Source organism: Ligilactobacillus salitolerans (assembly GCF_003864415.1).
GTDB classification, from domain to species: Bacteria; Bacillota; Bacilli; order Lactobacillales; family Lactobacillaceae; genus Ligilactobacillus; species Ligilactobacillus salitolerans.
Genome location: NZ_BFFP01000001.1, coordinates 107,102 through 133,468, shown reverse-complemented (window position 1 = coordinate 133,468; position 26,367 = coordinate 107,102). Strand labels below are relative to the sequence as shown.

At 43.6% G+C, this 26,367-nt stretch carries 23 protein-coding genes; 3 read left to right on the top strand and 20 right to left on the bottom strand.

The window, feature by feature from the left end; all coding sequences use genetic code 11:
* Positions 1–278 precede the first annotated feature (278 nt).
* The 4 genes from araA to LFYK43_RS00655 form a co-directional block, all read right to left on the bottom strand.
* On the bottom strand, positions 279–1,703 hold the full coding sequence (gene araA / locus LFYK43_RS00670; RefSeq protein WP_124974411.1) for an L-arabinose isomerase: 1,425 nt from the start codon (positions 1,701–1,703) through the stop codon (positions 279–281).
* A gap of 111 nt (positions 1,704–1,814) precedes the next feature.
* On the bottom strand, positions 1,815–2,546 hold the full coding sequence (locus LFYK43_RS00665) for an L-ribulose-5-phosphate 4-epimerase (RefSeq protein ID WP_124974409.1): 732 nt from the start codon (positions 2,544–2,546) through the stop codon (positions 1,815–1,817).
* A 19-nt stretch (positions 2,547–2,565) separates the two neighbouring features.
* Positions 2,566–4,173 carry a xylulokinase gene (locus tag LFYK43_RS00660; RefSeq protein WP_124974407.1) on the bottom strand — a complete coding sequence of 536 codons (1,608 nt, stop codon included), beginning with the start codon at positions 4,171–4,173 and terminating at the stop codon, positions 2,566–2,568.
* A 13-nt stretch (positions 4,174–4,186) separates the two neighbouring features.
* Positions 4,187–5,587, bottom strand: a complete 1,401-nt coding sequence (locus LFYK43_RS00655; RefSeq protein ID WP_124974405.1) for a sugar porter family MFS transporter — start codon at positions 5,585–5,587, stop codon at positions 4,187–4,189.
* A gap of 391 nt (positions 5,588–5,978) precedes the next feature.
* On the opposite strand from LFYK43_RS00655, the gene LFYK43_RS00650 reads away from it, so the two are divergent.
* The gene (locus LFYK43_RS00650) at positions 5,979–7,052 is read left to right on the top strand and encodes a GntR family transcriptional regulator (protein WP_124974403.1); all 1,074 of its coding nucleotides are present in this window, start codon (positions 5,979–5,981) and stop codon (positions 7,050–7,052) included.
* Positions 7,053–7,118: 66 nt separating this feature from the next.
* Here the strand turns inward: LFYK43_RS00650 and dnaB are convergent, their stop codons facing one another.
* The 3 genes from dnaB to LFYK43_RS00635 all read right to left on the bottom strand — a co-directional run bounded on the left by dnaB (position 7,119) and on the right by LFYK43_RS00635 (position 11,169).
* Positions 7,119–8,492 carry a replicative DNA helicase gene (gene dnaB, locus LFYK43_RS00645; RefSeq protein WP_124974401.1) on the bottom strand — a complete coding sequence of 458 codons (1,374 nt, stop codon included), beginning with the start codon at positions 8,490–8,492 and terminating at the stop codon, positions 7,119–7,121.
* Positions 8,493–8,638: 146 nt separating this feature from the next.
* On the bottom strand, positions 8,639–9,088 hold the full coding sequence (rplI, locus tag LFYK43_RS00640) for a 50S ribosomal protein L9 (RefSeq protein WP_124974399.1): 450 nt from the start codon (positions 9,086–9,088) through the stop codon (positions 8,639–8,641).
* A gap of 50 nt (positions 9,089–9,138) precedes the next feature.
* Complete coding sequence (locus LFYK43_RS00635; RefSeq protein WP_124974398.1) at positions 9,139–11,169, bottom strand: DHH family phosphoesterase; 2,031 nt, start codon at positions 11,167–11,169, stop codon at positions 9,139–9,141.
* A gap of 317 nt (positions 11,170–11,486) precedes the next feature.
* On the opposite strand from LFYK43_RS00635, the gene LFYK43_RS12675 reads away from it, so the two are divergent.
* Positions 11,487–11,645, top strand: a complete 159-nt coding sequence (locus tag LFYK43_RS12675; RefSeq protein WP_174713939.1) for a hypothetical protein — start codon at positions 11,487–11,489, stop codon at positions 11,643–11,645.
* Positions 11,646–11,840: 195 nt separating this feature from the next.
* Positions 11,841–13,226, top strand: a complete 1,386-nt coding sequence (locus LFYK43_RS00630) for an MFS transporter (protein ID WP_124974396.1) — start codon at positions 11,841–11,843, stop codon at positions 13,224–13,226.
* 196 nt (positions 13,227–13,422) lie between these two features.
* Here LFYK43_RS00630 and LFYK43_RS00625 read toward each other — a convergent pair whose 3' ends face one another.
* The 13 genes from LFYK43_RS00625 to gyrB form a co-directional block, all read right to left on the bottom strand.
* Positions 13,423–13,824, bottom strand: a complete 402-nt coding sequence (locus LFYK43_RS00625; RefSeq protein ID WP_124974394.1) for a VOC family protein — start codon at positions 13,822–13,824, stop codon at positions 13,423–13,425.
* A gap of 8 nt (positions 13,825–13,832) precedes the next feature.
* A complete protein-coding gene (locus tag LFYK43_RS00620; protein WP_124974392.1) occupies positions 13,833–14,261 on the bottom strand; it encodes a cytidine deaminase family protein in 429 nt (142 codons plus the stop codon).
* A 183-nt stretch (positions 14,262–14,444) separates the two neighbouring features.
* Positions 14,445–15,218, bottom strand: coding sequence for an ABC transporter permease (locus LFYK43_RS00615; RefSeq protein WP_124974390.1), 774 nt, complete (start codon positions 15,216–15,218; stop codon positions 14,445–14,447).
* Positions 15,215–16,090 carry an ATP-binding cassette domain-containing protein gene (locus LFYK43_RS00610; RefSeq protein ID WP_124974388.1) on the bottom strand — a complete coding sequence of 292 codons (876 nt, stop codon included), beginning with the start codon at positions 16,088–16,090 and terminating at the stop codon, positions 15,215–15,217. The genes LFYK43_RS00615 and LFYK43_RS00610 overlap by 4 nt, the downstream gene beginning before the upstream one ends.
* Positions 16,087–16,458 carry a GntR family transcriptional regulator gene (locus tag LFYK43_RS00605; RefSeq protein WP_124974386.1) on the bottom strand — a complete coding sequence of 124 codons (372 nt, stop codon included), beginning with the start codon at positions 16,456–16,458 and terminating at the stop codon, positions 16,087–16,089. The genes LFYK43_RS00610 and LFYK43_RS00605 overlap by 4 nt, the downstream gene beginning before the upstream one ends.
* A gap of 48 nt (positions 16,459–16,506) precedes the next feature.
* Complete coding sequence (locus tag LFYK43_RS00600) at positions 16,507–18,327, bottom strand: FtsX-like permease family protein (RefSeq protein WP_124974384.1); 1,821 nt, start codon at positions 18,325–18,327, stop codon at positions 16,507–16,509.
* Positions 18,328–19,098 (bottom strand): ABC transporter ATP-binding protein, encoded by a 771-nt coding sequence (locus LFYK43_RS00595; RefSeq protein ID WP_124974382.1) that lies wholly within the window; start codon positions 19,096–19,098, stop codon positions 18,328–18,330.
* Positions 19,099–19,254: 156 nt separating this feature from the next.
* Positions 19,255–20,019, bottom strand: coding sequence for a DeoR/GlpR family DNA-binding transcription regulator (locus LFYK43_RS00590; RefSeq protein WP_124974380.1), 765 nt, complete (start codon positions 20,017–20,019; stop codon positions 19,255–19,257).
* A 294-nt stretch (positions 20,020–20,313) separates the two neighbouring features.
* The gene (gene rpsR / locus LFYK43_RS00585; protein WP_003695889.1) at positions 20,314–20,550 is read right to left on the bottom strand and encodes a 30S ribosomal protein S18; all 237 of its coding nucleotides are present in this window, start codon (positions 20,548–20,550) and stop codon (positions 20,314–20,316) included.
* A 20-nt stretch (positions 20,551–20,570) separates the two neighbouring features.
* On the bottom strand, positions 20,571–21,101 hold the full coding sequence (gene ssb / locus LFYK43_RS00580) for a single-stranded DNA-binding protein (RefSeq protein WP_124974378.1): 531 nt from the start codon (positions 21,099–21,101) through the stop codon (positions 20,571–20,573).
* Between the two features lie 30 nt (positions 21,102–21,131).
* Positions 21,132–21,422 (bottom strand): 30S ribosomal protein S6, encoded by a 291-nt coding sequence (rpsF, locus tag LFYK43_RS00575; RefSeq protein WP_124974376.1) that lies wholly within the window; start codon positions 21,420–21,422, stop codon positions 21,132–21,134.
* A gap of 272 nt (positions 21,423–21,694) precedes the next feature.
* Positions 21,695–24,241: a DNA gyrase subunit A gene (gene gyrA / locus LFYK43_RS00570; RefSeq protein ID WP_124974374.1), complete on the bottom strand. Its 2,547-nt coding sequence runs from the start codon at positions 24,239–24,241 to the stop codon at positions 21,695–21,697.
* A 136-nt stretch (positions 24,242–24,377) separates the two neighbouring features.
* Positions 24,378–26,336 (bottom strand): DNA topoisomerase (ATP-hydrolyzing) subunit B, encoded by a 1,959-nt coding sequence (gyrB, locus tag LFYK43_RS00565; protein WP_124974372.1) that lies wholly within the window; start codon positions 26,334–26,336, stop codon positions 24,378–24,380.
* Positions 26,337–26,367: the final 31 nt, after the last annotated feature.

Below are 26,367 nucleotides of genomic sequence, written 5' to 3'. Positions count from 1 at the left end.
CAATTGCAACTAAAATAACGAATAATGAAATATTTTTTTTGAAAATAGTTCCTTTTTATTCTAGATTTACGTCCTGCAACCTTTTTCATAGATGATAAAGTTCGTTAGATTTATTATTATTTTATAGTCAAATCAACTTTTCCAACAAATCTTGCGCAAAAAAACAGGACGTTTTTCAACCGTAAAAAACGTCCTGCTTCACCTTATGATTCAACCGCTAGCGGCTGAGTTGTCTATCTTTCTTTGAAATGTTTCACATGAAACATTGACTTGCCTGTTTACTTGATTGCTACATAATTAGCACGGTACAAGTTAGCTAAATCAGCGACTTGCTCTTCACTAGCTGTGAATGAGAAGACGGTATGATGACCACCGCCAGCATGGATCCAAGCCGTAGCGCCTTCCTTTAAACCTGCTTTAGGAGTCCACAACTGCTTAGCAACTGGCAAGTGTGGAGTTTCCTTTTCTGGTTTATTGGCATCGACTTCGTAGCTGATGATCTTAAAGTCATCACGGAAGTCAGCCATCGTTACATCAACAGCATCGCCTTCAGAGCCTGTAAATACCAAGCGTGCAGGATCATCTTTACCGCCAATATCTAGTGGATGAACCTCAACCCGCGGCTTTTCAGATGCGATTGAAGGATCAACTTCGAGCATATGTGACCCCAAGATGGCTTCATGTCCCTTACGCAAATCTAAAGTATAGTCTTCCATGAAGGCTGTCTTTTCATTGTGAGTCATGATCTTGAAGACCCGTAATAAAGCAGCCGTCTTCCAGTCGCCTTCTCCAGCGAAGCCGTAGCCGTCACGCATTAACAACTGAGCTGATAAGCCTTGCAATTCTTCAATATCATGCAGATCTTCGAAGTTGGTAGTAAAGGCTGAGTAGCCGCCGCGTTCAAAGAACCGCTTCATAGCAATATATTGCTTTAATTGATAACGAACAGCATGTTCATATTTTTCAGGATCGTTGTCGCCTTGGACCAATTCGTACTTGGACTTCAAGTCATCGTATTCGGCATCGATCTCTTGTTCAGTCACTTTATTGATTTCTTCGACCAAATCAGCGATTGGATAGTAGTCGACTGTCCAGCCAAGTTGGATCTGAGCTTGAACCTTGTCGCCTTCAGTCACAGCAACGTCACGCATTGTATCGCCGAAACGAACAACTTTTAAGTTGAAGGATTCGTTGTAAGCAACAGCAACGTTTTCCCAGTCGGCGATTTCTTTTTGAACTTCTGCATCGCCCCAGTAGCCATAAATGACTTTGTTGCGCTTATCCAAGCGGGCATTGATATAACCGTACTCGCGGTCGCCGTGGGCACTTTGGTTCAAGTTCATATAGTCAAAATCAATTGTATCGTAAGGAATATTGTTTAAGAACTGTGTAGCTAAGTGCAGCAAAGGCTTCTGTAACAACTTAGTCCCACGGATCCAGTTCTTGGCTGGGGAGAAGGTATGCATCCATGTGATCACACCAGCAACCTTATCCTGGTAGTTGGCTTCTTTCATGAACTTCGTGATCCCATCGGCGTTTGTCAGAACTTCCTTAAAGACAACTTTGTATGGCAAATCGCCTTTTTCGTTTAAGCCTGCAACGATTTTCTGAGCATCCTCGGCCACACTCTTTAATGTGTCTTCACCATATAAAGGTTGACTACCTGCAACAAACCAAAATTCATACTCTGGTACTGATAACATTAAAAACACTCCTTTAATTTATTGATTGAGCCGCGCACTTTTCGCAAACACTTTTGCACTAAAAAGTGTTCCGCTCGATTTTTAAAAATGATACACAGAATTTATCCAAAACTACTTACGCTTGGCATGTTCCTGGGATTTGGCATTGTCTTGCCCATAATAGGCATTCTTGCCGTGCTTGCGGTAGTAATGTTTGTCCAACAAGTATTGCGGCACACCGATCTGTTCATGTCCGGCTAACTGCAACGCGTGGTAGTCCATTTCTGCAGCGACCTCCAAAACTTTAGCATTATAGACCGCCTTATCTGGAGTTGCGGCCCAGGCAAATGGACCGTGCTGGTTGACTAAAACTGCAGGAACAGCATCTTCATCGATCCCTCGTTCCTGGAAGGTGCGGACGATGACCTTGCCGGTATTTTCTTCATAGGCCTCTTCGATTTCTTCTTTGGTCAATGGATCTGAAACCGGAACTGGTCCGTAGAAAGTATCAGCGTGGGTCGTATTAAGCGCTGGAACATCAACTCCAGCCGAAGCAAACGAAACAGCCCACGGAGAATGCGTATGGACGATCCCGCCGATATTAGGAAACTGATTATATAAAACCGTATGGGTCGGTGTGTCGCTGGATGGATTCAGCCTGCCTTCAACAACGTTGCCGTCCAAATCGACCACGACCATGTCATCTGGAGTTAAACTGTCATAATCCACCCCAGACGGCTTGATCACAAACAGCCCTTTTTCCCGGTCGATCCCAGAGACATTGCCCCAGGTAAATGTCACCAGGTCAAGCTTTGGAAGTTTCATATTAGCTTCGTAAACTTCTTGCTTTAATTTTTCTAACATTGCTCTTTCCCTCTATTTCTTATTTTTGTGCTGGATCTTCTAAAACGGATGCTTGATTTTCAATGGGCAAACCAGCTTGGAACCGTTCAATATATTTTTCATAGCCAGCCACACCGGATTTTTCTGGACTTAAAGTCATCGTCTCTGAATGTGAGAAGACCTTGGTATCCAAGTAATCCGCCAAGGACTCTTGGGCACCGGAAGCAACGTACTGTGCTAGGACCGCCATGCCCCAAGGACCGCCGACACTAGCATTAGTCATCACAGAGATCGGCAGATTCAGTGCATTAGACAAGATCTGCTGAGCAACAACTGGAGTCTTAAACAACCCGCCTTGCGCGATCATGACATCAGTTGTTACGCCTTCTTCATTCGTTAGGATATCCATCCCGATCTTGAGCGGGGCAAAGGCTGAGTACAACTGCGCGGTCATAAAGTTCGCTAAATTGAAGTTGCTGTTTGGTGTCCGGACAAACAACGGCCGGCCTTCATCTGTCTTAGTCACAGGCTCCCCGGAAAGGTAGCTGTAGTTAACTAGACCGCCAGCATCTGGGTCGCCTTTGGTCGAATCCAAGAATAAAGTTGAGTAGAGTTCATCAGGTTTGAGATTAAGTCCCAGCCTTTTAGCGAAGTCTTTAAAGACGTCAGCCCAGGCATTAATGTCTGATGAACAGTTATTGATATGAACCATCGCAACCGGCAATCCATCCGGTGTCTGAACAATATCAATATCACGGTGCACTTTTTTGAGCGGCTGATCCAAGACGACCATCGAAAACTCCGATGTTCCAACAGAAATGTTACCTGTCCGCAAACGAACACTATTCGTCGAGATCATGCCAGTCCCAGCATCACCTTCTGGCGGAGCCATCACACTGCCAGCTTGCAGCTTACCGCTGGGATCAAGCAGCTTAGCCCCATCCTCGGTTAAGTTGCCTGCACTCTGTCCAGCTGATAAAACACCTGGTAAAATATCCTCAATTTTCCACGAATACTTTTTAACCTCAGCGAGGTCATTAAACTGTGCTAGTTTTTTCTGAGAGAACTGTCCATTCGTTCCGATCGGGAACATCCCTGACGCATCCCCGACGCCAGTAACTTTTCTTCCCGACAATTTCCAATGAACGTACCCGGCTAAGGTGGTAATAAAGTCTATGTCTCTAACGTGTTCTTCCTTTTGCAAAATTGCATGGTAGAGATGTGCGATACTCCAGCGCAAAGGAATATTAAAGTTAAAGAGTTTCGTTAATTTCTCGGCAGCATCACCAGTGATCGTATTACGCCAAGTCCGAAACGGTACCAGCAATTCGTCGTTTTTATCAAACGGCAAGTAGCCGTGCATCATTGCACTCACACCGATCGAACCGAGCTTTTCAACTTGCACATGGTACTTGCTCGAAACTTCAGCAGCCATTTGCTGGTAGCTGTGCTGGACTCCATCCCAGACTTCATCCAGCGAATAGGTCCAGACCCCGTCTTTTAAAGTGTTCTCCCACAAAAAACTGCCGGAAGCGACCGGTTCAAAATCATCGGTCACTAAGACTGCTTTGATCTGAGTTGACCCAAATTCAATCCCCAAGGCTGTTTTACCAGCCTGGATCTCCTTTGCTATTTCAGCAGTATTCATTCATATTTCCTCCCTACTGTTTAACTTCTTGCGGCTCCTTACTGCCATGGTACAAACCGGCTTCTTCGATTTCTTCAAGAGTATGCCCCTTCGTTTCAGGTACACAGAAACGGACGAACAATACACCACCGAGACAGATCACACCGAAAATGACAAAGACAATATTTTGCGGCATAGAAGCTGTCATAATTGGGAAAAGCAAACCAACGGCCCAAGAACCGACCCAGTTCATAGAAGAAGCGAGACCTGAGGCACGTCCACGAACAGCCAGTGGGAACATTTCACCAACGATGACCCAAGTCAACGGGGCCCAAGTAAATGAATAGAAGGCAACGTAAATGCATAAGAAGATCAGCGTTGTCATCGGATTCAAATTCTTGATCAGGGCATTTAAAATAGCCGGTAAGATAAAGGCCAGGCCCATCATGGTCCCGCCAAGCAGGAGCAATGTCCGCCGCTTAACTTTTTCAGCGATCCAAATATATAAGAGTGAACCGAGAACCAAGATCACACCCTGAACGATCGGCCACAATAAAGCAGAACTGGCTGCTTGCCCAGTGGCTTTTTCAACGATGATCGGAATGTAATAAAAAATCGAATTAGCACCTTGAAATTGCTGGAAAGTAGCCACACCAACACCAGCAATGACCAAGTAACGATACTTTCCACTAAACAAAGTGGACCAGGAAGTCTTTTGTGCAGCAGCAGTTTCCTTGTGCGAAGCTTCCTTGATCGACTTGACTTCACTATCGATCTCTCCGTTGTCTTTTCTGATATATGACAGAACTTTACGCGCACCTGTTTCATCACCGCTTTTAATCAAAAACCGCGGTGATTCGGGTAAACGTAAAACACCGAGGAATAAGATCACAGCCGGCACGGCGGCAAAGCCTAACATGACACGCCAGCCCCAAGCTTGAGGCAGGTTTTGCAGTACAAAATCCATGATGTAAGACAAGAGCATCCCTGAAACGATCATAGTCTGGTTTAAGCCCGACAAGCTACCGCGAGCATCCGCGGGTGCCATTTCCGACATATACGCGGGAACCAGCGCCGAAGCGGCCCCAACGGCCAGTCCTAGCAAGATCCTGACTAAGATCAAGTAGATCGAACCCTTATTTGGAGCAGCCATTGAAAGCAATGAGAAGGTCGCGAAGATCACAGCTGAAACTAAGATCATTCTCCGCCGCCCAAACTTATCAGATAGTTGACCTGCCACTGCTCCACCAAAAATTGCACCAAACATAACTGCCGAAGTGATCCAACCGGTGATAGTTCCATCAGCCAGGCCCCAATCAATTTTGAGGAACGGCAACGCCCCGGTCATGACCCCAATATCATAGCCAAATAAAATTCCACCGAATGAGCCAAAAAAATAAATATATTTACTCGAGATCCTTTTCTCTTGGGACAAAAATGTTTCCTCCTTTGTCTGTAAAAACCCATTGTCTGAAACGCTTTAGTCTCCTAAACAGCCCCTTGTAAACGCTTATCATCTTAGACTATTCGTCCGCATGATTCAACCTTACGTTAAATTCATTCGCATAAATTAGTGAAACAAAAAAGCGTTCCTTCCGAGTCTGATACGTTTTCATTATTTGTGAAACATTTATTTATTTTTTGAGGCTTCCATATACCACAAAATCATTCGATTTCTCCTGCCAATAGAATTCCCGCCATTCTAAGGCTATTGACCTTTTTGCCCCAAAGAGGAAATTTGTGTTATTCTATTATTGACCAGATAAATTATCCTGGGGATTTTTATTGATCTGCTTTTATTCAAATAAATTATGGGGTTAAATTTAATGAAAAACGATTATCTTAGGGTTAAAGAGAAACTTAAAAACCAAATAACTTTTGGGCCATACAAAATGAATGACAAACTGCCGACTGAAACAGAATTAATGGAAAAATTCAGTGTTTCACGTTATGCCGTTCGTAAGGCACTGATCGAGCTGCAAAATGAGCGTTTTATCTATAAAGTCCAGGGCAGCGGAATGTACGTTGAAGAATGGAATAAAAAATGGAGTGCCAACACCGAAAGTAAGACAATTGGGCTGATTTGTACTCACATTGCTGACTATATCTTTCCTAAAATCATTTCTGAGATCGACTCAGTGATCAGCCAGGAAGGCTACTCGCTCTTGTTAGCGAACACACACAATCAGCCGGAAAAAGAACGGCTCAGTCTGATCAAAATGCTTGATTCACAGGTTGCTGGTCTGATCGTAGAGCCTAGCGAAAGTGCTAAGCCTAACATGAATCTCGATCTTTATAACCAGATTTCGAAGAGCAAGATCCCGCTGCTTTTCATCAACGCACAGTACCCGGAGTTAACAGCCCCAGCGATCATCAACGATGATGCTGCAGCTGAAAAGAACCTGATCAAATACCTCCTGAAAATGGGACACCGTAAGATCTTAGGTATCTTCCAAGTCGATGACCGTCAGGGTGTCCACCGGATGAACGGATTTATTCAAGCCTACCAGGAAATGTCCTGCGATCTTTCCAAGAGCAGTATTATTATGTACAGTTCACATGATCCATTTTCTGTCATCAGCAAGAAGATCGATTTTTATTTGCAAGATAAAGAAAAGCCAACCGCGATCGCCTGTTATAATGACCAGCTGGCAATTCATGTTTTGGCCAAATTAAAGGACCTCGATTTAAAGATCCCCCAGGATATTTCTCTGGTAGGTTTTGATAACTTCGATTCGTCCGCTTACTTAAGCCCAGGATTGACCACCGTCAACTATCAGCGCAGTCGAGTGGGTAAGGAAGCCGGCAAAGGCATCTTGTCTTTGATCAAAGGCAAAGAATTTGAGACGCTGACCCACCATCCGAAGATGGAGCTGCGCGATTCCGTCGCCAAAATTTAGCCAAGAAAAAAACGTTCAACAACCTCGCATAACACTGCGGTTGTTGAACGTTTCTTTGTTTGCCCTCTATTCACTCTGGTAGGCAATATTAGAAAACTTATTATAGGATTTAATGAAGATCAATTTGACCGTTCCCCGTGCCCCAGCACGGTTCTTTTCGATGATCAATTCAACTTCACCCACATCTTGATCTTCTTCATTTCTCTTTTCATCATCATCTTCACTCTCACGTTCATAGTAATCATCACGGTAGAGGAAGGCAACGATGTCCGCATCCTGCTCAATTGAACCTGATTCACGAATATCAGATAAAACCGGCCGCTTATCCTGCCGTTGTTCAACTCCACGAGAGAGCTGCGACAAGGCAATGATTGGGACCGATAATTCCTTCGCTAATTTTTTGAGCTGGCGGGAAATTTCAGAGACCTCTTGCTGACGGCTTTCTTTGTTCGAGCCTTCGATCAGCTGTAAATAGTCGACTACGATCAAATCTAAGCCATTCTTTTCTTTAGCCAAACGCCGACACTTTGCACGAATTTCGCTCATTTTAATGCCGGGTGTGTCGTCAATAAAGATATTGGTCTTCGACAAGGCACCCATGGCAACGATCAAATTCTGCCACTCTTCATCAGTCAGCTGCCCATTACGTAAGTGGTTGGCATTGATCGACCCTTCTGCACAAAGCATGCGGTTGACCAATGATTCCGCGCTCATTTCCAGCGAAAAGATCGCAACGTTAGAATCAGTCGCAGTGCCGACATTTTGGGCGATGTTTAGGGCAAAAGCCGTTTTCCCGACGGCAGGACGAGCAGCCAAAATGATCAGATTATCCGGCTGCAAGCCGGCAGTCATTAAGTCAAAGTCGCGGTAACCAGTCGGCAGTCCGGTAATATCCTCATGCTCTTGGGAAAGTTTGTCAACTTCTTCCAGCGCACTCTTTAAGACCTGATCGATCGGTTTAAAGCCGCTGCGATTACGACGTTCAGAAACATCCATGATCTGACGTTCCGCATCATCTAAGAGCGTTGGCACATCGCCGTCTTGGTCCTGAGCTGCCCCCATAATATTAGTGGCAGCTGCGATCAGTCTGCGCAGCATTGCTTTTTCTTCAACAATATGCGCATAGTAGCCGGCATTGGCAGCCGTTGGTACAGCTGAAGCTATTTCAGCAATGTAGGCCACACCGCCCACATCATCCAGCTGATTATTTTGATCTAAACGGTCTTTGACCGTGATCACATCGATCCCTTCGCCGTCATCGTTGAGGTCGATCATCGCTTGGAACATGATCTGGTGAGCTCTGCGATAAAAGTCGTCTGGCTCAACGTATTCCATTGCATCAGCTAAGGCATCTGCACTTAAAAAGACTGAGCCCAGAACTGCTTGTTCTGCTTCCAGATTTTGCGGTGGTAAATTGTCTGTCAAAACGTCATTGTTCATGACCGCATTCCTTTCTGATCCGTAAAAAATTTCATTTGCACAATATTATACCTGTTTTTGCTTTTAACGACTAGTGAGCAAAAAAGGACCTCTAAGCAAATGTCGCGCTCAGGTCCTTTCCATACAAGCTCTCGCTGTTTTATTATTTATTTTTCTGAAATATGCACTCTGATTTTCGAAGAAACCTCGTTGTGCAATTTAACAGGAACATTGACGTACCCCATCGAACGGATCGGTTCCTTAAGCTCCATCTTACGTTTATCGATCTTTAACTGGTACTGTTTTTCCAGGCCTTGTGCGATCTGTTTAGAAGTGATCGAACCAAATAGACGCCCGTCAGCCCCTGCTTTGGCTTTGAGTTCTACGACATACTTGCCGGACTCCAGTTTTTCTTTGACTTCCTTAGCCTCAGCCACGATCTCAGCTTCTTTTTTAGCTTCTGCTTGCTGCTGGCCTTTCAGCTTGCTCATGGCTGCTGCGTTAGCCTGCTTTGCCTTATTACCTTTGATCAGAAAGTTCGCATAACCATCTGGCAGTTCTTTAACTTCACCGCGTTTACCCTTGTTGCGGACATCTTGTGTAAAAATAACCTTCATGAAATTACCTCACCTTTGCTCAAATTATCTGTTCTATCTGCGGTCGAAGCTTATGATTCAACCGACTCTTCTTCATTTTCCTGCTGATCTGCCAAAATTTCAAGTAGCTGTTCACGCACCTCCGCCACTGTCTTACCCTGGATCTGGGTCGCGGCAACGGACAAATGACCGCCGCCGCCCATTTGTTCCATAATCAACTGAACATTCCGCTGACCGCTGCTTCGAGCAGAGATCCCCACGGCATCTTCAGACCGGCGAGTGATCGCAAATGAGGCTTCAACACCGCTGACACCCAACAAAGAGTCGGCCGCCTGGGCAGCTGTCACTGGATCATAGATCCGCTCTTCTTCACCATCACAGACTGCATTGCCGTCATTTCTGAATTCAACCCGGTCGATCAAGTGGCTGCGGTTCATATAGCTATCAACATTTTCCTTCATAAAATGCGACACAAGGGCTTGGTCAGCGCCCAAAGCACGCAGGTAACTGGCCGCGTCAAAGGTCCGTGTCCCAGTATGTTGAGAAAATGATTGAGTATCAACTACGATCCCAGTCAACATAGCGGTTGCTTCGATCCGGTTGATCGGTTCACTTTCACGAGCCTGGTATTCAAACATCTCTGTGATCAGTTCACAGGTTGAACTAGCGTATGGCTCGATATAAACCAACATCGGATTTTCTGGGAATTCTTCTCCCCGCCGGTGGTGGTCGATGACCATCACCCGTTCAGCCAGCCGATCATACAATTCGGGGCTGGCTGCCATCGAACGTTTAGAGTGGTCAACCATTAACAAAAGATCATTTTGAGCAGCCTTTTCCAAAGCCTCTTCTGTTGTGATCACGGAGGAAGCAAGCTTTTCATCAGCTTGCAGTTCCTTCATCAGGCGTTCCACGTCAGAATGCAGGTTCTTTTGATCTAACACGATCCAACACTGCTTCTTATTCATCGCAGCAATGCGCCGGATCCCCAGGCAAGCACCCACCGAATCCATATCTGGCCGAGTATGCCCCATGACAAAGATCTGATCTGACTGATTCATCAGCTCTCTTAAAGCCTGCGAGATCATCCGTGCTCTGACCCGGGTCCGCTTAGCCATCGGGTCTGTCGTACCGCCATAAAAACGTGCCTGACCATCGACTTGCCGGACCACAACTTGATCGCCGCCGCGTCCTAAAGCCAAGTCCAGGTTGTTTTGCGACTGTTCAGATAGTTCGGCTAAGTCCTCATCGCCATATGCGATCCCCATACTTAAAGTCAGCGGTGCATTTCCCTTGGAAGTTTTTTCGCGAATTGTATCCAAGATCTTAAACTTTTCAGCCTCGATCTTATTCAAACCACCGGTGTAAGCCAGAATAAAATAGCGGTCTTGGTCAACTTTCTTCAAAAACATTCCGAACTCTTTAGCCCAATCAGACAGCGTGTTAGCAACAAAGCTGTCTAAATTGGAAATTTCTGTATCATTCAATGACTTGGTGACTTCATCGTAGTTATCCAAAAAGACTTGTCCCAAAACTAACTTAGCATCATCATACTGCTTTTGGATCTTAGCATAGTGAGTCACATCCAGCAGGTAAACGACCCGCATTTCTTTTTGAACCAGAATATTGAAGTAATTATCATGCCATTTAACTTCAGTACTTTCTTTTTGATCAACGTTAGCACCGATCAGCTTGGCTAATTCCGGATCAACTTCATCCAGCCGTTTGCCCAAAATATCTGCTTTGCCGAAATAACTCTGCAGGTATGGGTTGACCCAATCGATCTGCGTCTGTGGATCAAACATCAAGATCCCGATCGGCATCCGGATCAAAGCATCTTGTTCATCTCGCTGGATCCGATAGGTCAAATCAGAAATATAATCACTGGTCTGTTCTCTGATTTCCGTCAGCGTAACAAAGGCCCCAATGATCACTAAAATCAAAACTATCAGAAACACTACTCCAAAGATCCAATTAAAAGCAAAAGCCAAGGCATCACTCACGATTGCCATTACCAACAACAAAATCGCTACTAAGCGGAATTGTTCGTTTTTGAAGATCTCTGGCAGACTGCCAAATTTTTGAATCAGCTTATTCTTCATAGAACGTCCTCTTCTTTTTTACCCCAATATACAAAGCCGCAACACAAAGCCGCTGAAGAGCACTTTGTGTCGCCTACCTAACAAATTATCCCCCTAAATCTTGCTAATTTGTGTGTATATTCTCTGTTATTTTATCATATTTACCGCCAAATACCGAATATGAACAGTGAAAAAGTATCCAACACCACACTGGTCAAACCCTAAATTTATGTTAAAACTCAAACCATCCGCATGCCCCGGCTAGCTATCTTCAGTCGGCAATGCTAAAATCTGACGTTAAGATCGTCAGGTGTCTTGCTAAAAAAAGGAGTCTTGCTATGTTTCGTTTGCTGATCATCTTATTGCTCATCTATGCCCTAGTTCAGCTGCCCTTTGTCATCAAGGCCTATTTGAAGAGACGCAAATACCAGGCTAAGATCAAAGACGGCAGACGAATGAACCAGGAAACTATGAAGAAACATCACGATGATGACTAATAAAACAACTTTTCTACTAAAAATATCCTCAAGCGACCACGCAGAACTCTCTTTTTTCTAAGAGAGTTTTTTGTTTGAAAAATTTTTCAATCAAGAACCTCGCAGACCTTATCCTTTACAAAATCTCAACAAAGAACTAGAATAAAAAACGTTCTACTTAATAATTTTTATAAAGTAAAAAAGAAGCTGTTCATAATGACTGAAGTTCTAAACATAAAAGGCTCCACAAGGTTCTGGTTCATCGTGACCTTACTGACAAGCACATTTACCATGTCTATTAGCCAATCTGCCTTATCGACCGCCTATCCGACGCTCATGAATTATTTTTCCATCTCAACTTCAACTGTTCAGTGGCTGACCACCGGTTTCATGCTGATCATGTGTGTGATGATGCCGGTCAGTCCTTGGCTGCTGAATAACATCGGCTTTAAACCGCTCTTTTTATTCGTGCTTGTCCTTTTTGACCTCGGCACATTACTGATTATTCTAGCGGCTAATTTTCCTCTTGTTTTGTTGGGTCGTGCATTAGAGGCGGTTGGGGTTGGAATTTTATTTCCATCTTACCAGACAGTTCTGTTGCGCATCACTCCCAGAGAAAAACGCGGAACTACTATGGGTCTCGCTGGCCTGGTTATGGGTTCTGCCCTAGCCGTCGGTCCAATCATTTCCGGGATCGTTTTGCGCTTCACGTCATGGCAAGGTTTGTTTTGGGTCTTTATGTTAGTCATAACTCTGGTGACTCTTGCAGCAATCAAAACGATCATCAATGTGCTTCCCAGTGCCAAATCACAGTTAGACTGGCTTTCCGTTATCTATTTAGCAGGTTTCATCGGTATTTTATATGTCATTAATTTGAGCGGGCAAAAGAACGCAAACTGGCCGCTAACTTGGCTGATCTTACTTTTGAGCCTGCTGGCAGTCGCAGCCTTTGTTAGACGGCAATTTAAACTAGAGACCCCATTACTGGATCTGCATGTCTTTGCCAACGGCCAATTCAATATTGCGGCAGGTCTGACCGGTCTTTCTTATGTCGCGTTGATCGTCGTGACCATCGTTTTTCCGCTTTATTACCAGCTAATTTTAGGTGTAAGTCCGTTTATTTCCGGAATGGCACTTGTTCCCGGCGCGCTTTTTTTGAGTGTTTTAAACCCTCTAACAGGCAAATTAGCTGACAAACTCGGCTTCAAAACCGTCCTCCTTTTCGGCACGCTGCTGATTTTAGTCGGCTGGGGGATCTTAGTATTAATACCCAGCAAAGTTTCACTGTGGGCTATGATCATTATCGCAATGCTGATTGAAGGCGGCAATGCCTTTGTCATGATGCCCGCTGTCACTCTAGGAGCGAACGCTCTGCCGACCCAGCTTGTTTCACATGGAACAGCGATTATTACGACTCTGCGCCAACTGCTGGGCTCGACTGGCGTTGCCGTTGCTACTTTACTGTTATCATTGGGAAACGTCAAAACTGCCAATTTAGCTAACTTTCACCTTGTTTTCTGGGTCTTCTTCGGTCTGGAAATTATTGGTTTGATCCTGGCGCTTGCTTTAAAAGATCGGAAACAAGAACTGAGTAAGAGTTGAGACTGGCTTGCCAATGTATGACCAGTGTTTTTCTTTTACCCATTTGCATCGTGGTCATGAGCTATTTTAACAACAGATAAATTTGTGACCACTAAAGCTCCGATCAAAATACCAGCTGTTGTTATTTGCCCAATCTGAGAATTAAGCCAAAATGCACCGATCCCTCCAGGCAAGCGCATAACGATCCCTAAACCAGCTAATGTTGTTGGCTGACAACTTCGACTTTGATTCGATCAGGATCTTCGCAATAAAATGCATAACTCTCTGGACCACCCGCGTGCGGATAACGTGAAGGGTATAATTCCGGATACTGAGCAGTCAGGATTTGCTCCCTGATGCGGTCAACGGCTTCGTTAGTTGGCACCGAAAAAGCCAAGTGATTCAAGCCAACGCGAGTCCGGTTGAAAGCTGGGGAAGTTTTGTCAGTTTGTACAAAAACAATGTATGTCTCTTTCAAGCGATAGCTGATACCAGTATCCCACTCTTGATAAACTTGATAATGAAAATTCTGCACTAAGAGCAAGTCCCAGAAAGCCCGCGTTTTAGGTAAATCACTAACATATATTTCTAGGTGATCCACAATACCTGTGTTGTCCATAAATTCTCCTAATTATCAGCCTGTCGTGACGATCCCCACCAATTAGGAATCAGTTGTTCCAAAGTTGTTGTTTTTCTTTGCGCATAATCTACCATGATCTCTGTCTGCTTGTTTTTTTCATCCAGCTGCATTAGAAATTCCCGGCACGCGCCGCAGGGCAGACTAGCACTGTCATTTTCGGTCGGTGCTTGATCTCTAAAAGCAATGACGCGCTTAATGTGAGTTTGCCCACTATTCGTGTACATGTTTAGCGCTGCAACTCGTTCTGCACAGAGGTTGCAGACTCCACTGCAGCTTTCAATACAAAAGCCAACGAAAATTTCACCATTTTCAGCCTCGATCGCACTCACTACATTGTGCGCGTAAATGAAAGGTGTAACATCACCCGGGAAATATTCTTTCTTTGCTTTCTCATACATTTCTTGCCAGATATCCACGGCAGATCACTCCCTTTTTTATTCAAATTTTACCATAGTCCATCAATACCCCTGTCCTTGAATGTCTCTTACTCTCCTAAAAAATACTTTTGGTCAGTATTTTTGCTTTTCTTGATCAAGATCGATTCTCAGACTATGTAAAAAACCTCCCAATAGGAGGTTTTTGCAAATTAGCTTTCTATTCTACTTAGGCGTTTTTAGCTTCAAGTTAAAGTAATAAGAACCGCCAAACAATATACCCGAATATATTAGTCCGGAAAGTAATGGGTTCCACGGATTAAAGTGCCCAACTGAGCTTCCGTTTTCTCCAACGATCCAGCGGATAACTTTCCCGCCCCATGAAAACGACGAAATAAATGCTTGATTATTTCCAAAGAAGATCACCGTCAAAATCAAACAAACTGGGATCCCAATAATGATCAACATCTGGATCTTTTTCTCAAACAGACTCAAAAAGCTGCCGGCAAACATAAATGAAGCCGCAAAACACAGGGTAAAAAGTATTAAAAGAACGAATGGCAGTAATTGGTTCAGTAAACCATTTGAGAAAAAGTGGTCATACAGCTCCCCAAAAACGTCAAGAATCCTGCCCTCAGCATTAACATTGATCGGTCGAGTGAGTAATTTATAGATAATACTCAAAATATGACCACCCAAGGCTAACGTGACGATCGTCAGCAATCTGGAATAAAAGAAGGTCTTTCTCCCAATCCCATTTTGAATCATTAACTGAAAGCCATCATATGTTTGTGCGCTATAAATCATTAAGAAAACAAAGAGAACTATGTCGAGTAGTTGGAAGGGCAAAAAATCCTCGACTGTGAACTGTCGTCCTCCCGACAAAATAACAAAAATGAAAGGCAAAACAATTACTAAAGCAACGGCCCAGACCATCGTCCAACCTAGGCTTTTCAGTCCCTGTCTAAGTTGATATTTAAATACTTTTTCTAATTTCATGCGCGCTCCTTCTCCCACTGTCCATTCGTCAGGTTAATAAACAGTTTTTGCAAATCGATTCCTTCAACGCTAACTGTATCTGGCAAGATTCTCTGGTCATCTAGTTCTCCAAAAACATAATCTGAGCGCAATTTGCCCAAACTGTCATGGCCGATCACGTTCAAACCTGCTGTATACTCTTGGACCTGTTTTTCAGGCCCAGTGATCGCATAACTCTGCGCTAGCAGGTTCTCTGTTGTGTCATTCAACATCATTTTGCCGTCCTTGAGTAATAGCACATGCTCGATCAGCCCGGCAATTTCTTCAATTAGATGCGTTGAGATCACAAAGATCCGTGGTCGTTTAGCGTAAGCTTCCATCAGTTCTTGGTAAAATAGTTCACGGTGGGCAGCATCTAGCCCCAGTGTTGGTTCATCTAGCAAAATAACTTCTGCATCGACTGCTAAGGCAATAATATCTTTCATGACTGCACGATAACCGGTAGATAGCTTTCCGAAACGCAGATTTTCATTCAGTTCAAACTTATTGGTCAACTGATGCGCCAATTCAAAATCAAACCCTGGGTAAAAAAGAGCTGTTTCCCGGAAAATTTGGTCAACTTTGGCAGAGTTGGAATATAAATTTTGTTCACTCATTAAGTAGACCTTGCCCAAGGCCAGATCATTGTTGACATTATCTTCGCCATCGATTTGTACGCTGCCAGACGTGGCTGGGATACGATTTTCGATAATATTGAGCAGGGTACTTTTGCCCGCTCCATTTCTTCCCAGCAGGCCATAGATCGTCTGTCCAGCGAGTGTTAGATCGATCTGCTTTAAAACTGTACTTTTCCCGAACTTCTTCGAGATCTGCGTTAAATTCACTTCTGTCATTTTTCACCAAACCCTTTCTCAACCAAAGAAATGACTGCCTCTTTCCCCAAGCCCAAGTTACGCGCCTCAACGATCATTTTTTGAATATAATCATGAAAGAACTCATTCTGTCTTTTGACCCGAATTTTTTCTTGGGCGTCAGCTAACACAAACATCCCTAGCCCGCGCTTTTTTTCAATCAAGCCATCATTAACCAAGATATTCATTCCTTTCAAGACCGTTGCTGGATTGATCTTAAAGTCGCGCGAAATCTCAGTTGTTGAAGGAATCTGTTCATTAGCAGCAAAACTGCCTAAAAAGATCGCATTTTCAATCTGCGCAGCGACCTGCAAGTACAGCGGCTCTGAACTGTTAAAATTAAATTGCATTATCTTCACCTAATTTCATTTGAACTCCTCTTCTCAGCTAATTTGCTCCTAACGGTTGATTTCAACCTTGGGCAGGACAATATGCTCGTAGAGTTTAACAGTCACCCAGAAATACAACAGGTACAAGATAATAAAGATCGTAAATGGCAGCCAGATCCCCTGATAAGGTGTAATTAGCAGCGGCTTAAACATTTGGAGACCAAACAAGACATGGGCAATGCCTAACACACCAGGTAAAGCATATAAAGTCATTATTTCCCGGGAAATAGACTGCCGCAAAACGCGGGGGCGAACGCCCAATTTGTTTAACATTTCATAGCGCTGTCTGTCACTATTTGCTCCACTTAAGATCTTAAACATCAAACAACTAGCTAGCATTGCCAAAAATGCTATTCCCAGGAAGAAGCCCATAAACTCAAAGCCGCCAAACATCTGCTTGGCTTGCAGGTAGCTTGCATAACCACCGGGGATCATTGTCCGCATTTGCTGGTGTTTTTTAGGGTAGAGGGTCCGTACGATCTTCTCTAACTGCGGTTGAGCTTTTTGGATATCTTTGACTCTAAAGAGATAAAATTCCTGTCGAGGTGCTTGGAGAGCGTTGAATTTACTTGTAGAAACAAGTTTGATTTCCTGATCAAAATTCTCCTGTGCTATGGAATACAGTGCCCCAGGATTTTTTTGCAATTGACTGCCGTTTAGCTTTTGAAAGCTGATTTTTTGGACCTTACCGTGCGCAGCTCGATCAAACCAGTTGTCTGGCACATCTTGTAACGGATTCTGGTCAAACTCTTCTTTCTCGAAGTAGAGAGTATTTTTAACTTTCTTTTGTGTGTAACTTGCTTGCTGCTCGAGATCAAGTGCTTTAACCTGCTTCTTAACTGCTGCACTCGGATCTCTTAAGGCCATCGTATAGGCACTAGCCCCTTGAGAAAACATCTCAGTTTTTTTACCAAAACCCATACCGACAGTAATTGCACCAAGTGCTAAAGCAAAGAGTAAGGAAACAGTCGCTAAGATCTTAGTATAGTTTCTGATCCTAAAACTGAGCTGTGAAAGCGTAAAGTTATTCAAGCCTCGTCCAGCCCACTTTGTCTTCTTCAGCAAAATCACTGCGCCGACAAAAACTGCATTGAATAAGAAATACGATCCCAACACGATCACAACTAAGGCGAAAAATATTCCAATCTCACGCAGCTTCGTCAATTTCGCCATTGCAAAATATCCGCTGGCAAGTAAGCCTAATCCTAAAATAATTTGGATCGCAGCAGAAATTGGTTTCAATCGCGGACGATTCGGCTCTCTTTCACCCTTTAATAAAGCGAGGACGGGTGTTTTGATCAGTTTACGCCGATTTAAAAGTCCCGCAATAATAAACAAAACCATGTAAAGAACTAGTGTGATGAAAACCGCCGGCAGGTACAAGGACTGAAAATGAGCCAGCTTATCCTGCAAGACCAATTCCATCAAGTATCCTCCAAGTGTTCCTGTTAAGCCGACTCCGATCACGATCCCGATCACACTCGAAATCAGTCCGATCACAAGGGTTTCTGCTAAAATCAAACTGCCAATTTTTTTAGGCCGTGCACCCAAAACTAAAAACATGCCATAATCATGTTGGCGCATGCTCAGTAAAAATGAATTTGCATAAAAAATATAAACTAACGAGATGAGTGTCAACAGGACACTGCCTGTTTGAAAGATAAACGACACTAAGCTCATTCCATTGGTCGAACTCTTGAGAAATTCAGGATTAGTGGCTATGGCCTCAAACATATAAAAAACGGCACTTGAAATTACCAGTCCGGTGAAAAGCACCAGATAATCACGGATCCGGCTTTTAATGCCAGTAAATGCCAATTTACGCAACATCTATTTACCCTCCTGACTCTGAAAAGCACCTAATTTCTCGATGATCTCTTGGTAAAATTGCTGGTGAGTCTGCCCATTTCGCTGAAGTTCCTGACCGATCTGACCATCTTGAATAAAAAGAATTCGTTGACAGTATGAAGCTGACAGCGGATCATGAGTCACCATCAAAATCGGTACATTTTGCTGTTGATTAATATCTGTCAGCAGTTCCAACAGGTCTGTGGTACTAGCAGAATCTAAGGCGCCAGTTGGTTCATCGCCAAACAGGATAGCTGGCTGATTGATCAATGCTCGTGCTGCAGCCACCCTTTGCTTTTGTCCACCAGAAATCTCGGTTGGATACTTGTCTAACAGATCCGTAATCGATAATTGCGCGGCTAACTGTTCGATCTGAGGCGCGATCTTGGCGGTACTGACATTTTGCAACGATGCCGGCAAAGCAATATTTTCTCTATTAGTCAAATTTTCCAGCAAGTTAAAATCCTGAAAGATAAAGCCAATTTCATTCGCACGAAAATCAGCAACGGCATTGCCGCTTAATTCAGAGATGTTCTTGCCATTAATTTCAACTTGCCCCTCCGTCGGTTGGTCTAAGGTCGTTAAAATGTTCAGTAATGTTGTCTTGCCTGAACCAGAAGCCCCCATTATCCCAACAAATTCCCCAGGTTGAATTTCAAAGTTAACACCCTTAAGTGCTTCGTATTTTTTCTCATCTTTTTTTCCATAAGTTTTTCTGATATTTTTAGCTGATACGATTGGTTGTTCTGACATGTGTGATCCCCTCTGTCTCTTAATTGGTTAATTACTTGTGTAACTAACTATATATGTTATAATCCTAATTGTCAAACAGTCAGTCTAATTTTTGTAATGAATGTTTCACGTGAAACATTTTTGGTCAAAAAAAGAGCACTGCCTTAGTCAGTGCTCTTAGTCTGTCGCCAAAATAATCTTCGCAAATTGCTGGTAGTGATTCAGCAGATCTTCTGTCAGTGCTTGATTCGTCACTAAACAATCGACATCGTATAAATTATAGAACTGGTAAAAATCGTCGCGATTGATCTTGTACTGATCCGCCAGAATAATTTTCTCGTGCGCGTTGTTAAGCGCGACGGTCTGTGCAATACCTTCTTCTGTATTGGCAGTCATGATACTCTCATTATGAATCCCGTTGACTCCCACAAAGGCTTTATTGAATTTCAAGTTTGCTAAAGTATCATTTGTCAGCCCGCCAATAAAGGTTTCTGAACGCTTACGGTAGGTCCCGCCTACTAGAATCAAATCAACGTTGCCTTTGTTCTTCCAAGCCTGAAAAATCGGTAGGCTGTTGGTTACAACTCGGATATTAATATTGTCTGGTAAATAATTTTCGATCAATTCTTGTGTCGTACCTGGGCCGATATAGATCGTATCACCGGGTTGAACCATTTGCGATGCTCGTTTAGCAATTTGCTTTTTCTCATCGAGATGGATCTCCCGTTTTTCACCATGAGATAACTCGTTTTCCTCGCTGCTGGCAATACTTTGCGCACCACCATGAACACGAACTAAGTTGCCTCCTTGTGCTAATTCATCCAGATCGCGGCGCACAGTCATATCTGACACACCCAAGCGATCGATCATTTCTTTAACGGTGACGATGCCCTTCTCTTGGACTAATCGTTTGATCATCATTAATCTTTCACGCTTTAACATCTTTAATTTCCCCTACTATTTCAGAATACATAGCCTATTTTAAAATATCATTTTTTCTTTTACTGCTTGTTTTCATCATACCCTAGTTTAGCCTTCTAAAACAGAGTAAATTTCGCAATTTTTTCACTCGCGCTATGCAGCTTACACTAGTTTTTTACCTCCACCGAGCAAAAACTGCAGCAAGCAAAAAAGTTCCAGGAAGTAAATAACTTCCCAGAACCTTTGGTGGATCGCATAAAATCCATAATATTGAGCGAATCAGTATTAAGCAAATAAAATTCGCTCATTTTAAAATTAATCTTCTGCGACGAATGGCAATAAGCCCATGATCCGTGCACGTTTGATAGCAACAGTCAGCTTACGCTGATTCTTTGCGCTTGTACCTGTGACACGACGTGGCAAGATCTTGCCGCGTTCAGAAATAAATCTCTTCAGCAAATCAGTATCTTTATAATCGATATATTCGATATGGTTAGCTGCGATGAAATCAACTTTACGACGGCGACGTCCGCCTCTGCGTTGTTGTGGCATGGTATTCCCTCCTCAGTTTACTAGAATGGTAGATCATCATCAGAAATATCGATCTGTTGGCCATTATCTGCAAAAGGATCCCTGGAGTTATCGGAATTATTCTGATCCTGATAACCGCCTTGATTGTTTGCAGGGTTGCCATACGGATTATTATTCTGTTGTGATGAACGTTGTGAAGAAGGAGCGGAATTGTTCTCCTGCGGATGTTGCTGACGGTATTGGTCTGCTTGAGACTTAGACTCAAGTAAAGCGAAATTGTCAGCGACGATCTCTGTTACGTAAACACGATTGCCTTGTTGGTTTTCATAATTCCGAGTCTGAATTCGGCCATCGATCCCAACCATTGAACCCTTATGGGTAAAATTAGCGAAGTTTTCCGCTGCTTTACGCCACATCACACAGTTGATAAAATCAGCCTCTCGATCACCTGAACGGTTAGTAAAAGGACGATCAACAGCAAGAGTGAATGATGCAACCGCAGCACCGGAAGATGTGTAACGCAAATCAGGATCACGAGTCAGTCGTCCGACTAATACGGCTCTATTGATCAAAATTCGTTCTCCCCCTTCTAATTTTAAAAATTAAGCTTCACGTTTAACGATCATATGACGTAAAATGCCGTCATTAAATTTAGCAAGACGGTCAAATTCGTTGATGGCATCAGCGTTATCAGCTTTTGCATTTACAATATGGTAGATTCCTTCTGTAAAACCACCAATTTCGTAAGCAAAACGACGCTTAGACCAGTCTTTCGAATCTACAACTTCAGCACCGTTTGATGTCAAAACGTTATCGAAACGTTCTACCAAAGCGCTCTTAGCAGCTTCATCAATTGCTGGGCTGATGATGTAGGTAATTTCATAATTTGTCATGACTGTTTACACCTCCTTATGGACTTTTGGCCCCCTATCCTAACATAGAGGACAAGGAGAGCAATCTAAATATGCTTAGATACTCACGAATTAGAATTATACCACGTTGATATTTAATTTGCAATAAGCGGTAAGATTCCAAAAAAACTTTGTCCAAATTTCTGTTTAAAATCAAAATTGCAGTTGTTCGACTACTTTATGATCCGATTTTTACGTTACATTAGTATATACGCAAAATAAACCGTTTTTTGTTTTTTTTATTAAAATTTATTTTATTCCTCATCCTCTGAATCATCAGGCTCGGTTAAGTTCTCCTCATTTTCTTGTTTGATACTTTGCTGCTGCTCAGCATCCTCAAGGACTTCTTCTAACTCTTCTTCAGGTTTAACCTTCGCCATCGTGGAAACAAATGAATCGTCCTGCAGCTTGATCAAATGGACCCCAACAGTCGAACGGCTGGTCGTAGAGACATCCGCAACTGCAAATCTGATCAAAACGCCTTTATTAGTGATCACCATGATATCCTCGGAACCAGAAACTGTTGTTAAGCCAACTAATGGACCATTCTTTTCTGTAACGTTGACTGTCTTAACACCTTTGCCGCCGCGACCGTGGATCGAATACTCACTAGCCGGAGTCTGCTTACCATAACCATTCTCTGAGATCACGAAAACCTTACTATCAGCAGGCAAAAGATCAGCACCGATCACATAGTCATCAGCTTCCAACCTGATACCGCGGACACCAGCAGCGGATCTTCCCATGGAACGGACTTTCGTTTCAGCAAATGAAACTGCATAACCATTATGCGTACCAATGATAATGTTTTCTGATCCATCAGTCTGCGCAACACTGATCAATTCATCGCCATCACGTAAAGTCAATGCTTTCAGGCCATTCTTGCGAATATTCAAGAATTCAGAGACAGCTGTTCGTTTGACGACACCATTCTTAGTCGTAAAGAACAAGAAAATATTGTTAGGATCGACATTTTCTTTCTTTTCATTCGGAACCGTGATTACCGTCGCAACTTTTTCGTCGTTAGCAATGTTAAGCATGTTGATCACTGGGATCCCTTTGGCAGAACGACCGTATTCTGGGATCTGGTAGCCTTTACTGCTATAGACCTTCCCCGTATTGGTGAAGAATAACAGTTCATCATGCGTAGAAGTTGAGATCATCTGCTCGATAAAGTCGCCTTCATGCACACCCATGCCCTGCACACCGCGTCCGCCACGATTTTGTGCTTTGAATTCGCTAGTTGGCATCCGTTTGATGTAGCCGTTATGCGTTAAGGTGACAACGACCGCTTCTTCTTCGATCAAGTCTTCATCTTCGATGCTTGTCACGTCGCCCACCAGCAGTTCTGTCCGCCGGTCATCACCGAACTTCTCTTGGATCTGCAATAATTCCTCATAGATGATCTGATTGATCCGCTCAGCATGAGCCAGAATATCTTCATAATCGGCAATGGCTTCCATGGTCTTCTGGTAGTCGTTTTCGACCTTATCACGCTCTAAACCTGTCAGACGAACAAGACGCATATCTAGGATCGCTTGTGCCTGTTTATCACTTAAAGAATACTCGTTCATCAAGCGGTCCTTGGCAATATCACCGCTCTGAGAACTGCGAATAATATCAATAATTGCTTGAATATGATCTAAGGCAATGCGTAAGCCCTCTAAAATATGAGCACGAGCTTTTGCCTTCTTCAAGTCAAATTCTGTCCGCCGGCGAATGACTTCTTCTTGGTGTTTCAAGTAGTACTGCAAGATCTGCTTTAAACTTAACAATTTAGGTGTTCCGTTCACAATTGCTAACATGTTAAAGCCAAAAGAAGTCTGCATTAATGTCATCTTATAGAGATTATTAACAACCACAGATGCACTGACATCCCGCCGAATATCGATCGTGATCCGCATTCCTTCACGGTCTGATTCGTCTTTGATATCTGTGATCCCTTCGATTTTATGCTCACGAGCCAATTCTGCGATTCGTTCGATCAACCGTGCTTTATTGACCATATACGGCAATTCGGTAACTACGATCTGCTCGCGACCGTTCTTTTGTTCCGTAATGTCAAGTTTAGCACGTAAAATGATATGCCCATGACCTGTTTCATAGGCTTTCCGGATCCCAGATTTTCCCATGACGATCCCGCCAGTTGGAAAATCTGGTCCAGGCAAGACCTCCATCAGATCCGCAACTGTAGCATCCGGGTTATCCATCAGAATATGCAAAGCTGAAATTACTTCAGCCAGGTTATGCGGTGGGATATTGGTCGTCATTCCGACGGCAATCCCGGTTGCCCCGTTGACCAGCAAATTGGGGAAACGGGCTGGTAAAACTTTGGGTTCTCTTTCAGTCCCATCATAGTTTGGTGCAAAATCGATCGTATCTTTATTGATGTCACGCAACATTTCTAGTGTGATCTTGGACATCCGCGCTTCGGTGTAACGCATCGCCGCAGCTCCGTCACCATCGACTGACCCAAAGTTACCATGGCCGTCAACTAACAGGTAGCGGTAACTAAAGTCTTGTGCCATCCGGACCATAGACTCATAAATTGCGGAGTCGCCATGGGGATGATACTTCCCCATAACTTCCCCCACGATCCGGGCAGATTTTTTATATGGTTTTTCCGGAGTGACTCCTAGTTCATTCATTCCATAGAGTATGCGGCGGTGCACTGGTTTTAACCCATCACGTACGTCAGGTAAAGCCCGGGCGACGATCACACTCATAGCATAATCAAGGAATGATGTCTGCATTACCTGAGATAAATCGACATCTTTAATTCGATCTGGTAAATCTACCAACTTTCTAACCTCCTAAAATAAGCAAATCAGCTAAGACAGCCAAAAATCTCTGGCTCATTAACTGTCTGCTCTTGATCAACAGCATGTTTTAACTAATCAAATATCAGGGTAAACGTAATTATTTCCCGGGAAATAATTACGCATCCAGATTTTCAACATAAACTGCATTATCTTCAATGAACTGCCGTCTTGGTCCAACGTGGTCGCCCATTAACATTTCAAAGATATGATTTGCTTCTTCTGCATCCGAAGAGGAAACACGCATCATCCGGCGATTTTCTGGATTCATCGTTGTCTCCCATAATTGGCTAGCGTCCATTTCTCCTAACCCTTTATAACGTTGGATCGCAGGTTTAGGAGAAGGCGGAAGCTGCGACAAGATCTCTTGTAATTCTTCATCTGAGTCAATATAACGAATCATCTTTCCTTGCCGAACTTGATACAAAGGCGGTTGAGCAATATAAACATAACCTGCATCGATCATTGGCTTCATAAAGCGGTAGAAAAGCGTCAGCAATAGCGTCCGAATATGCGCGCCATCAACATCGGCATCAGTCATAATGATCAGTTTGTGATATTTAGCCTTAGTCACATCGAATTCGTCGCCAAAGCCAGTGCCAAGTGCGGTAAATAAGGAACGAATTTCTTCATTGGCGAGGATCCGGTCCAAACTGGCTTTCTCCACGTTCAAGATCTTTCCACGGATCGGCAAAATCGCTTGGGTTAGACGGGAACGGCCTTGTTTAGCAGACCCCCCAGCAGAATCACCCTCGACGATAAATAATTCAGAGATTTCCGGGTCCTTGCTGGTATTATCAGCTAATTTACCTGGCAGGTTGGAAATTTCCAAACCATTCTTCTTCCGTGTGACTTCACGTGCACGTTTCGCTGCGATCCGTGCTTTCGCTGCCAATGAGCCCTTTTCCACGATTTTTTTCGCAGTTGCCGGGTTTTCCAACATAAACTGCGAAAAGGTTTCACTAAAGAGCTTATCTGTTGCCGTTCTGGCATCTGAGTTTCCTAACTTAGTCTTCGTTTGTCCTTCAAACTGCGGGTCGGGATGTTTAACGGACACCACTGCTGTGAGTCCTTCACGGACATCCTCACCTGACAGGTTGTCATCATTTTCCTTGAGGATCCCTTGTTTTCGGGCATAATCATTGATCACCCGGGTCAAGGCTGTCTTAAAGCCTGCCTCGTGTGTCCCGCCTTCATAGGTATGAATATTGTTCGTAAAGGTGAGCAGGTTAGAGTGAAAATCATCGGTATATTGCAAAGATACTTCAACCGTGATCCCCTTCATTTCGCCTTCAACATAGACTGGTTCTGGGAAAATAACTTCCTTGCCCTTGTTCAGATATTCAACGTAATGTCTGATCCCGCCGGCATAAAGGAACTCTTCTGTCGTTGGTTTTTCCGGCCGCATGTCGGTGATCGTCAGTTTCAAGCCCTTATTTAAGAAAGCCAGCTCACGGATCCGGGTCGTTAATACTTTAATGTCATAAATGTGTGTTTCAGTGAAAATATCAGTGTCCGGTTTAAAATGCACCTTCGTACCATGCTTGTGCTCACTGTTTTGTGCGACAACGTGCAACTGTGTTCTAGCCTTACCATAGGCGAAATCCATTGAATAAACGTTTGGATCGCCGGCACGAGTCACAGAAACTTCTAAGTCTGATGACAAGGCATTTACGACAGAAGCACCCACGCCGTGCAGACCACCGGAAACCTTATAGCCGCCACCGCCGAATTTACCGCCGGCATGCAAGATCGTAAAGACAGTTTCAACAGCTGGACGACCGGTCTTTTTCTGAATATCGATCGGGATCCCGCGTCCATTATCTTGAACAGTAATACTATTATCTTTTTCGACTGTAATATTGATTTCATCACAAAAACCAGCCAAAGCCTCATCAATACCATTATCAATAATTTCCCAAACCAAGTGGTGGAGTCCTTGTGAACTTGTTGAGCCAATGTACATCCCTGGCCGTTTACGTACGGCTTCTAAGCCCTCAAGCACCTGAATCTGACTGGCATCATATTCATTGGCGCGTTTTTCTTTGGCCTCTATTTCTCTTTCTTCATCAGTCAAACTAATATCCTCCTCATCAAGCAAGCAAACT

What these genes read in the sequence shown, in the direction of transcription:
- araA (WP_124974411.1), bottom strand. Translation starts at nt 1,703, where the DNA reads ATGTTATCAGTACCAGAGTATGAATTTTGGTTTGTTGCAGGTAGTCAA.
- LFYK43_RS00665 (WP_124974409.1), bottom strand. Translation starts at nt 2,546, where the DNA reads ATGTTAGAAAAATTAAAGCAAGAAGTTTACGAAGCTAATATGAAACTT.
- LFYK43_RS00660 (WP_124974407.1), bottom strand. Translation starts at nt 4,173, where the DNA reads ATGAATACTGCTGAAATAGCAAAGGAGATCCAGGCTGGTAAAACAGCC.
- LFYK43_RS00650 (WP_124974403.1), top strand. Translation starts at nt 5,979, where the DNA reads ATGAAAAACGATTATCTTAGGGTTAAAGAGAAACTTAAAAACCAAATA.
- dnaB (WP_124974401.1), bottom strand. Translation starts at nt 8,492, where the DNA reads ATGAACAATGACGTTTTGACAGACAATTTACCACCGCAAAATCTGGAA.
- rplI (WP_124974399.1), bottom strand. Translation starts at nt 9,088, where the DNA reads ATGAAGGTTATTTTTACACAAGATGTCCGCAACAAGGGTAAACGCGGT.
- LFYK43_RS00635 (WP_124974398.1), bottom strand. Translation starts at nt 11,169, where the DNA reads ATGAAGAATAAGCTGATTCAAAAATTTGGCAGTCTGCCAGAGATCTTC.
- LFYK43_RS12675 (WP_174713939.1), top strand. Translation starts at nt 11,487, where the DNA reads ATGTTTCGTTTGCTGATCATCTTATTGCTCATCTATGCCCTAGTTCAG.
- LFYK43_RS00630 (WP_124974396.1), top strand. Translation starts at nt 11,841, where the DNA reads ATGACTGAAGTTCTAAACATAAAAGGCTCCACAAGGTTCTGGTTCATC.
- LFYK43_RS00625 (WP_124974394.1), bottom strand. Translation starts at nt 13,824, where the DNA reads ATGGACAACACAGGTATTGTGGATCACCTAGAAATATATGTTAGTGAT.
- LFYK43_RS00615 (WP_124974390.1), bottom strand. Translation starts at nt 15,218, where the DNA reads ATGAAATTAGAAAAAGTATTTAAATATCAACTTAGACAGGGACTGAAA.
- LFYK43_RS00610 (WP_124974388.1), bottom strand. Translation starts at nt 16,090, where the DNA reads ATGACAGAAGTGAATTTAACGCAGATCTCGAAGAAGTTCGGGAAAAGT.
- LFYK43_RS00605 (WP_124974386.1), bottom strand. Translation starts at nt 16,458, where the DNA reads ATGCAATTTAATTTTAACAGTTCAGAGCCGCTGTACTTGCAGGTCGCT.
- LFYK43_RS00600 (WP_124974384.1), bottom strand. Translation starts at nt 18,327, where the DNA reads ATGTTGCGTAAATTGGCATTTACTGGCATTAAAAGCCGGATCCGTGAT.
- LFYK43_RS00595 (WP_124974382.1), bottom strand. Translation starts at nt 19,098, where the DNA reads ATGTCAGAACAACCAATCGTATCAGCTAAAAATATCAGAAAAACTTAT.
- LFYK43_RS00590 (WP_124974380.1), bottom strand. Translation starts at nt 20,019, where the DNA reads ATGTTAAAGCGTGAAAGATTAATGATGATCAAACGATTAGTCCAAGAG.
- rpsR (WP_003695889.1), bottom strand. Translation starts at nt 20,550, where the DNA reads ATGCCACAACAACGCAGAGGCGGACGTCGCCGTCGTAAAGTTGATTTC.
- rpsF (WP_124974376.1), bottom strand. Translation starts at nt 21,422, where the DNA reads ATGACAAATTATGAAATTACCTACATCATCAGCCCAGCAATTGATGAA.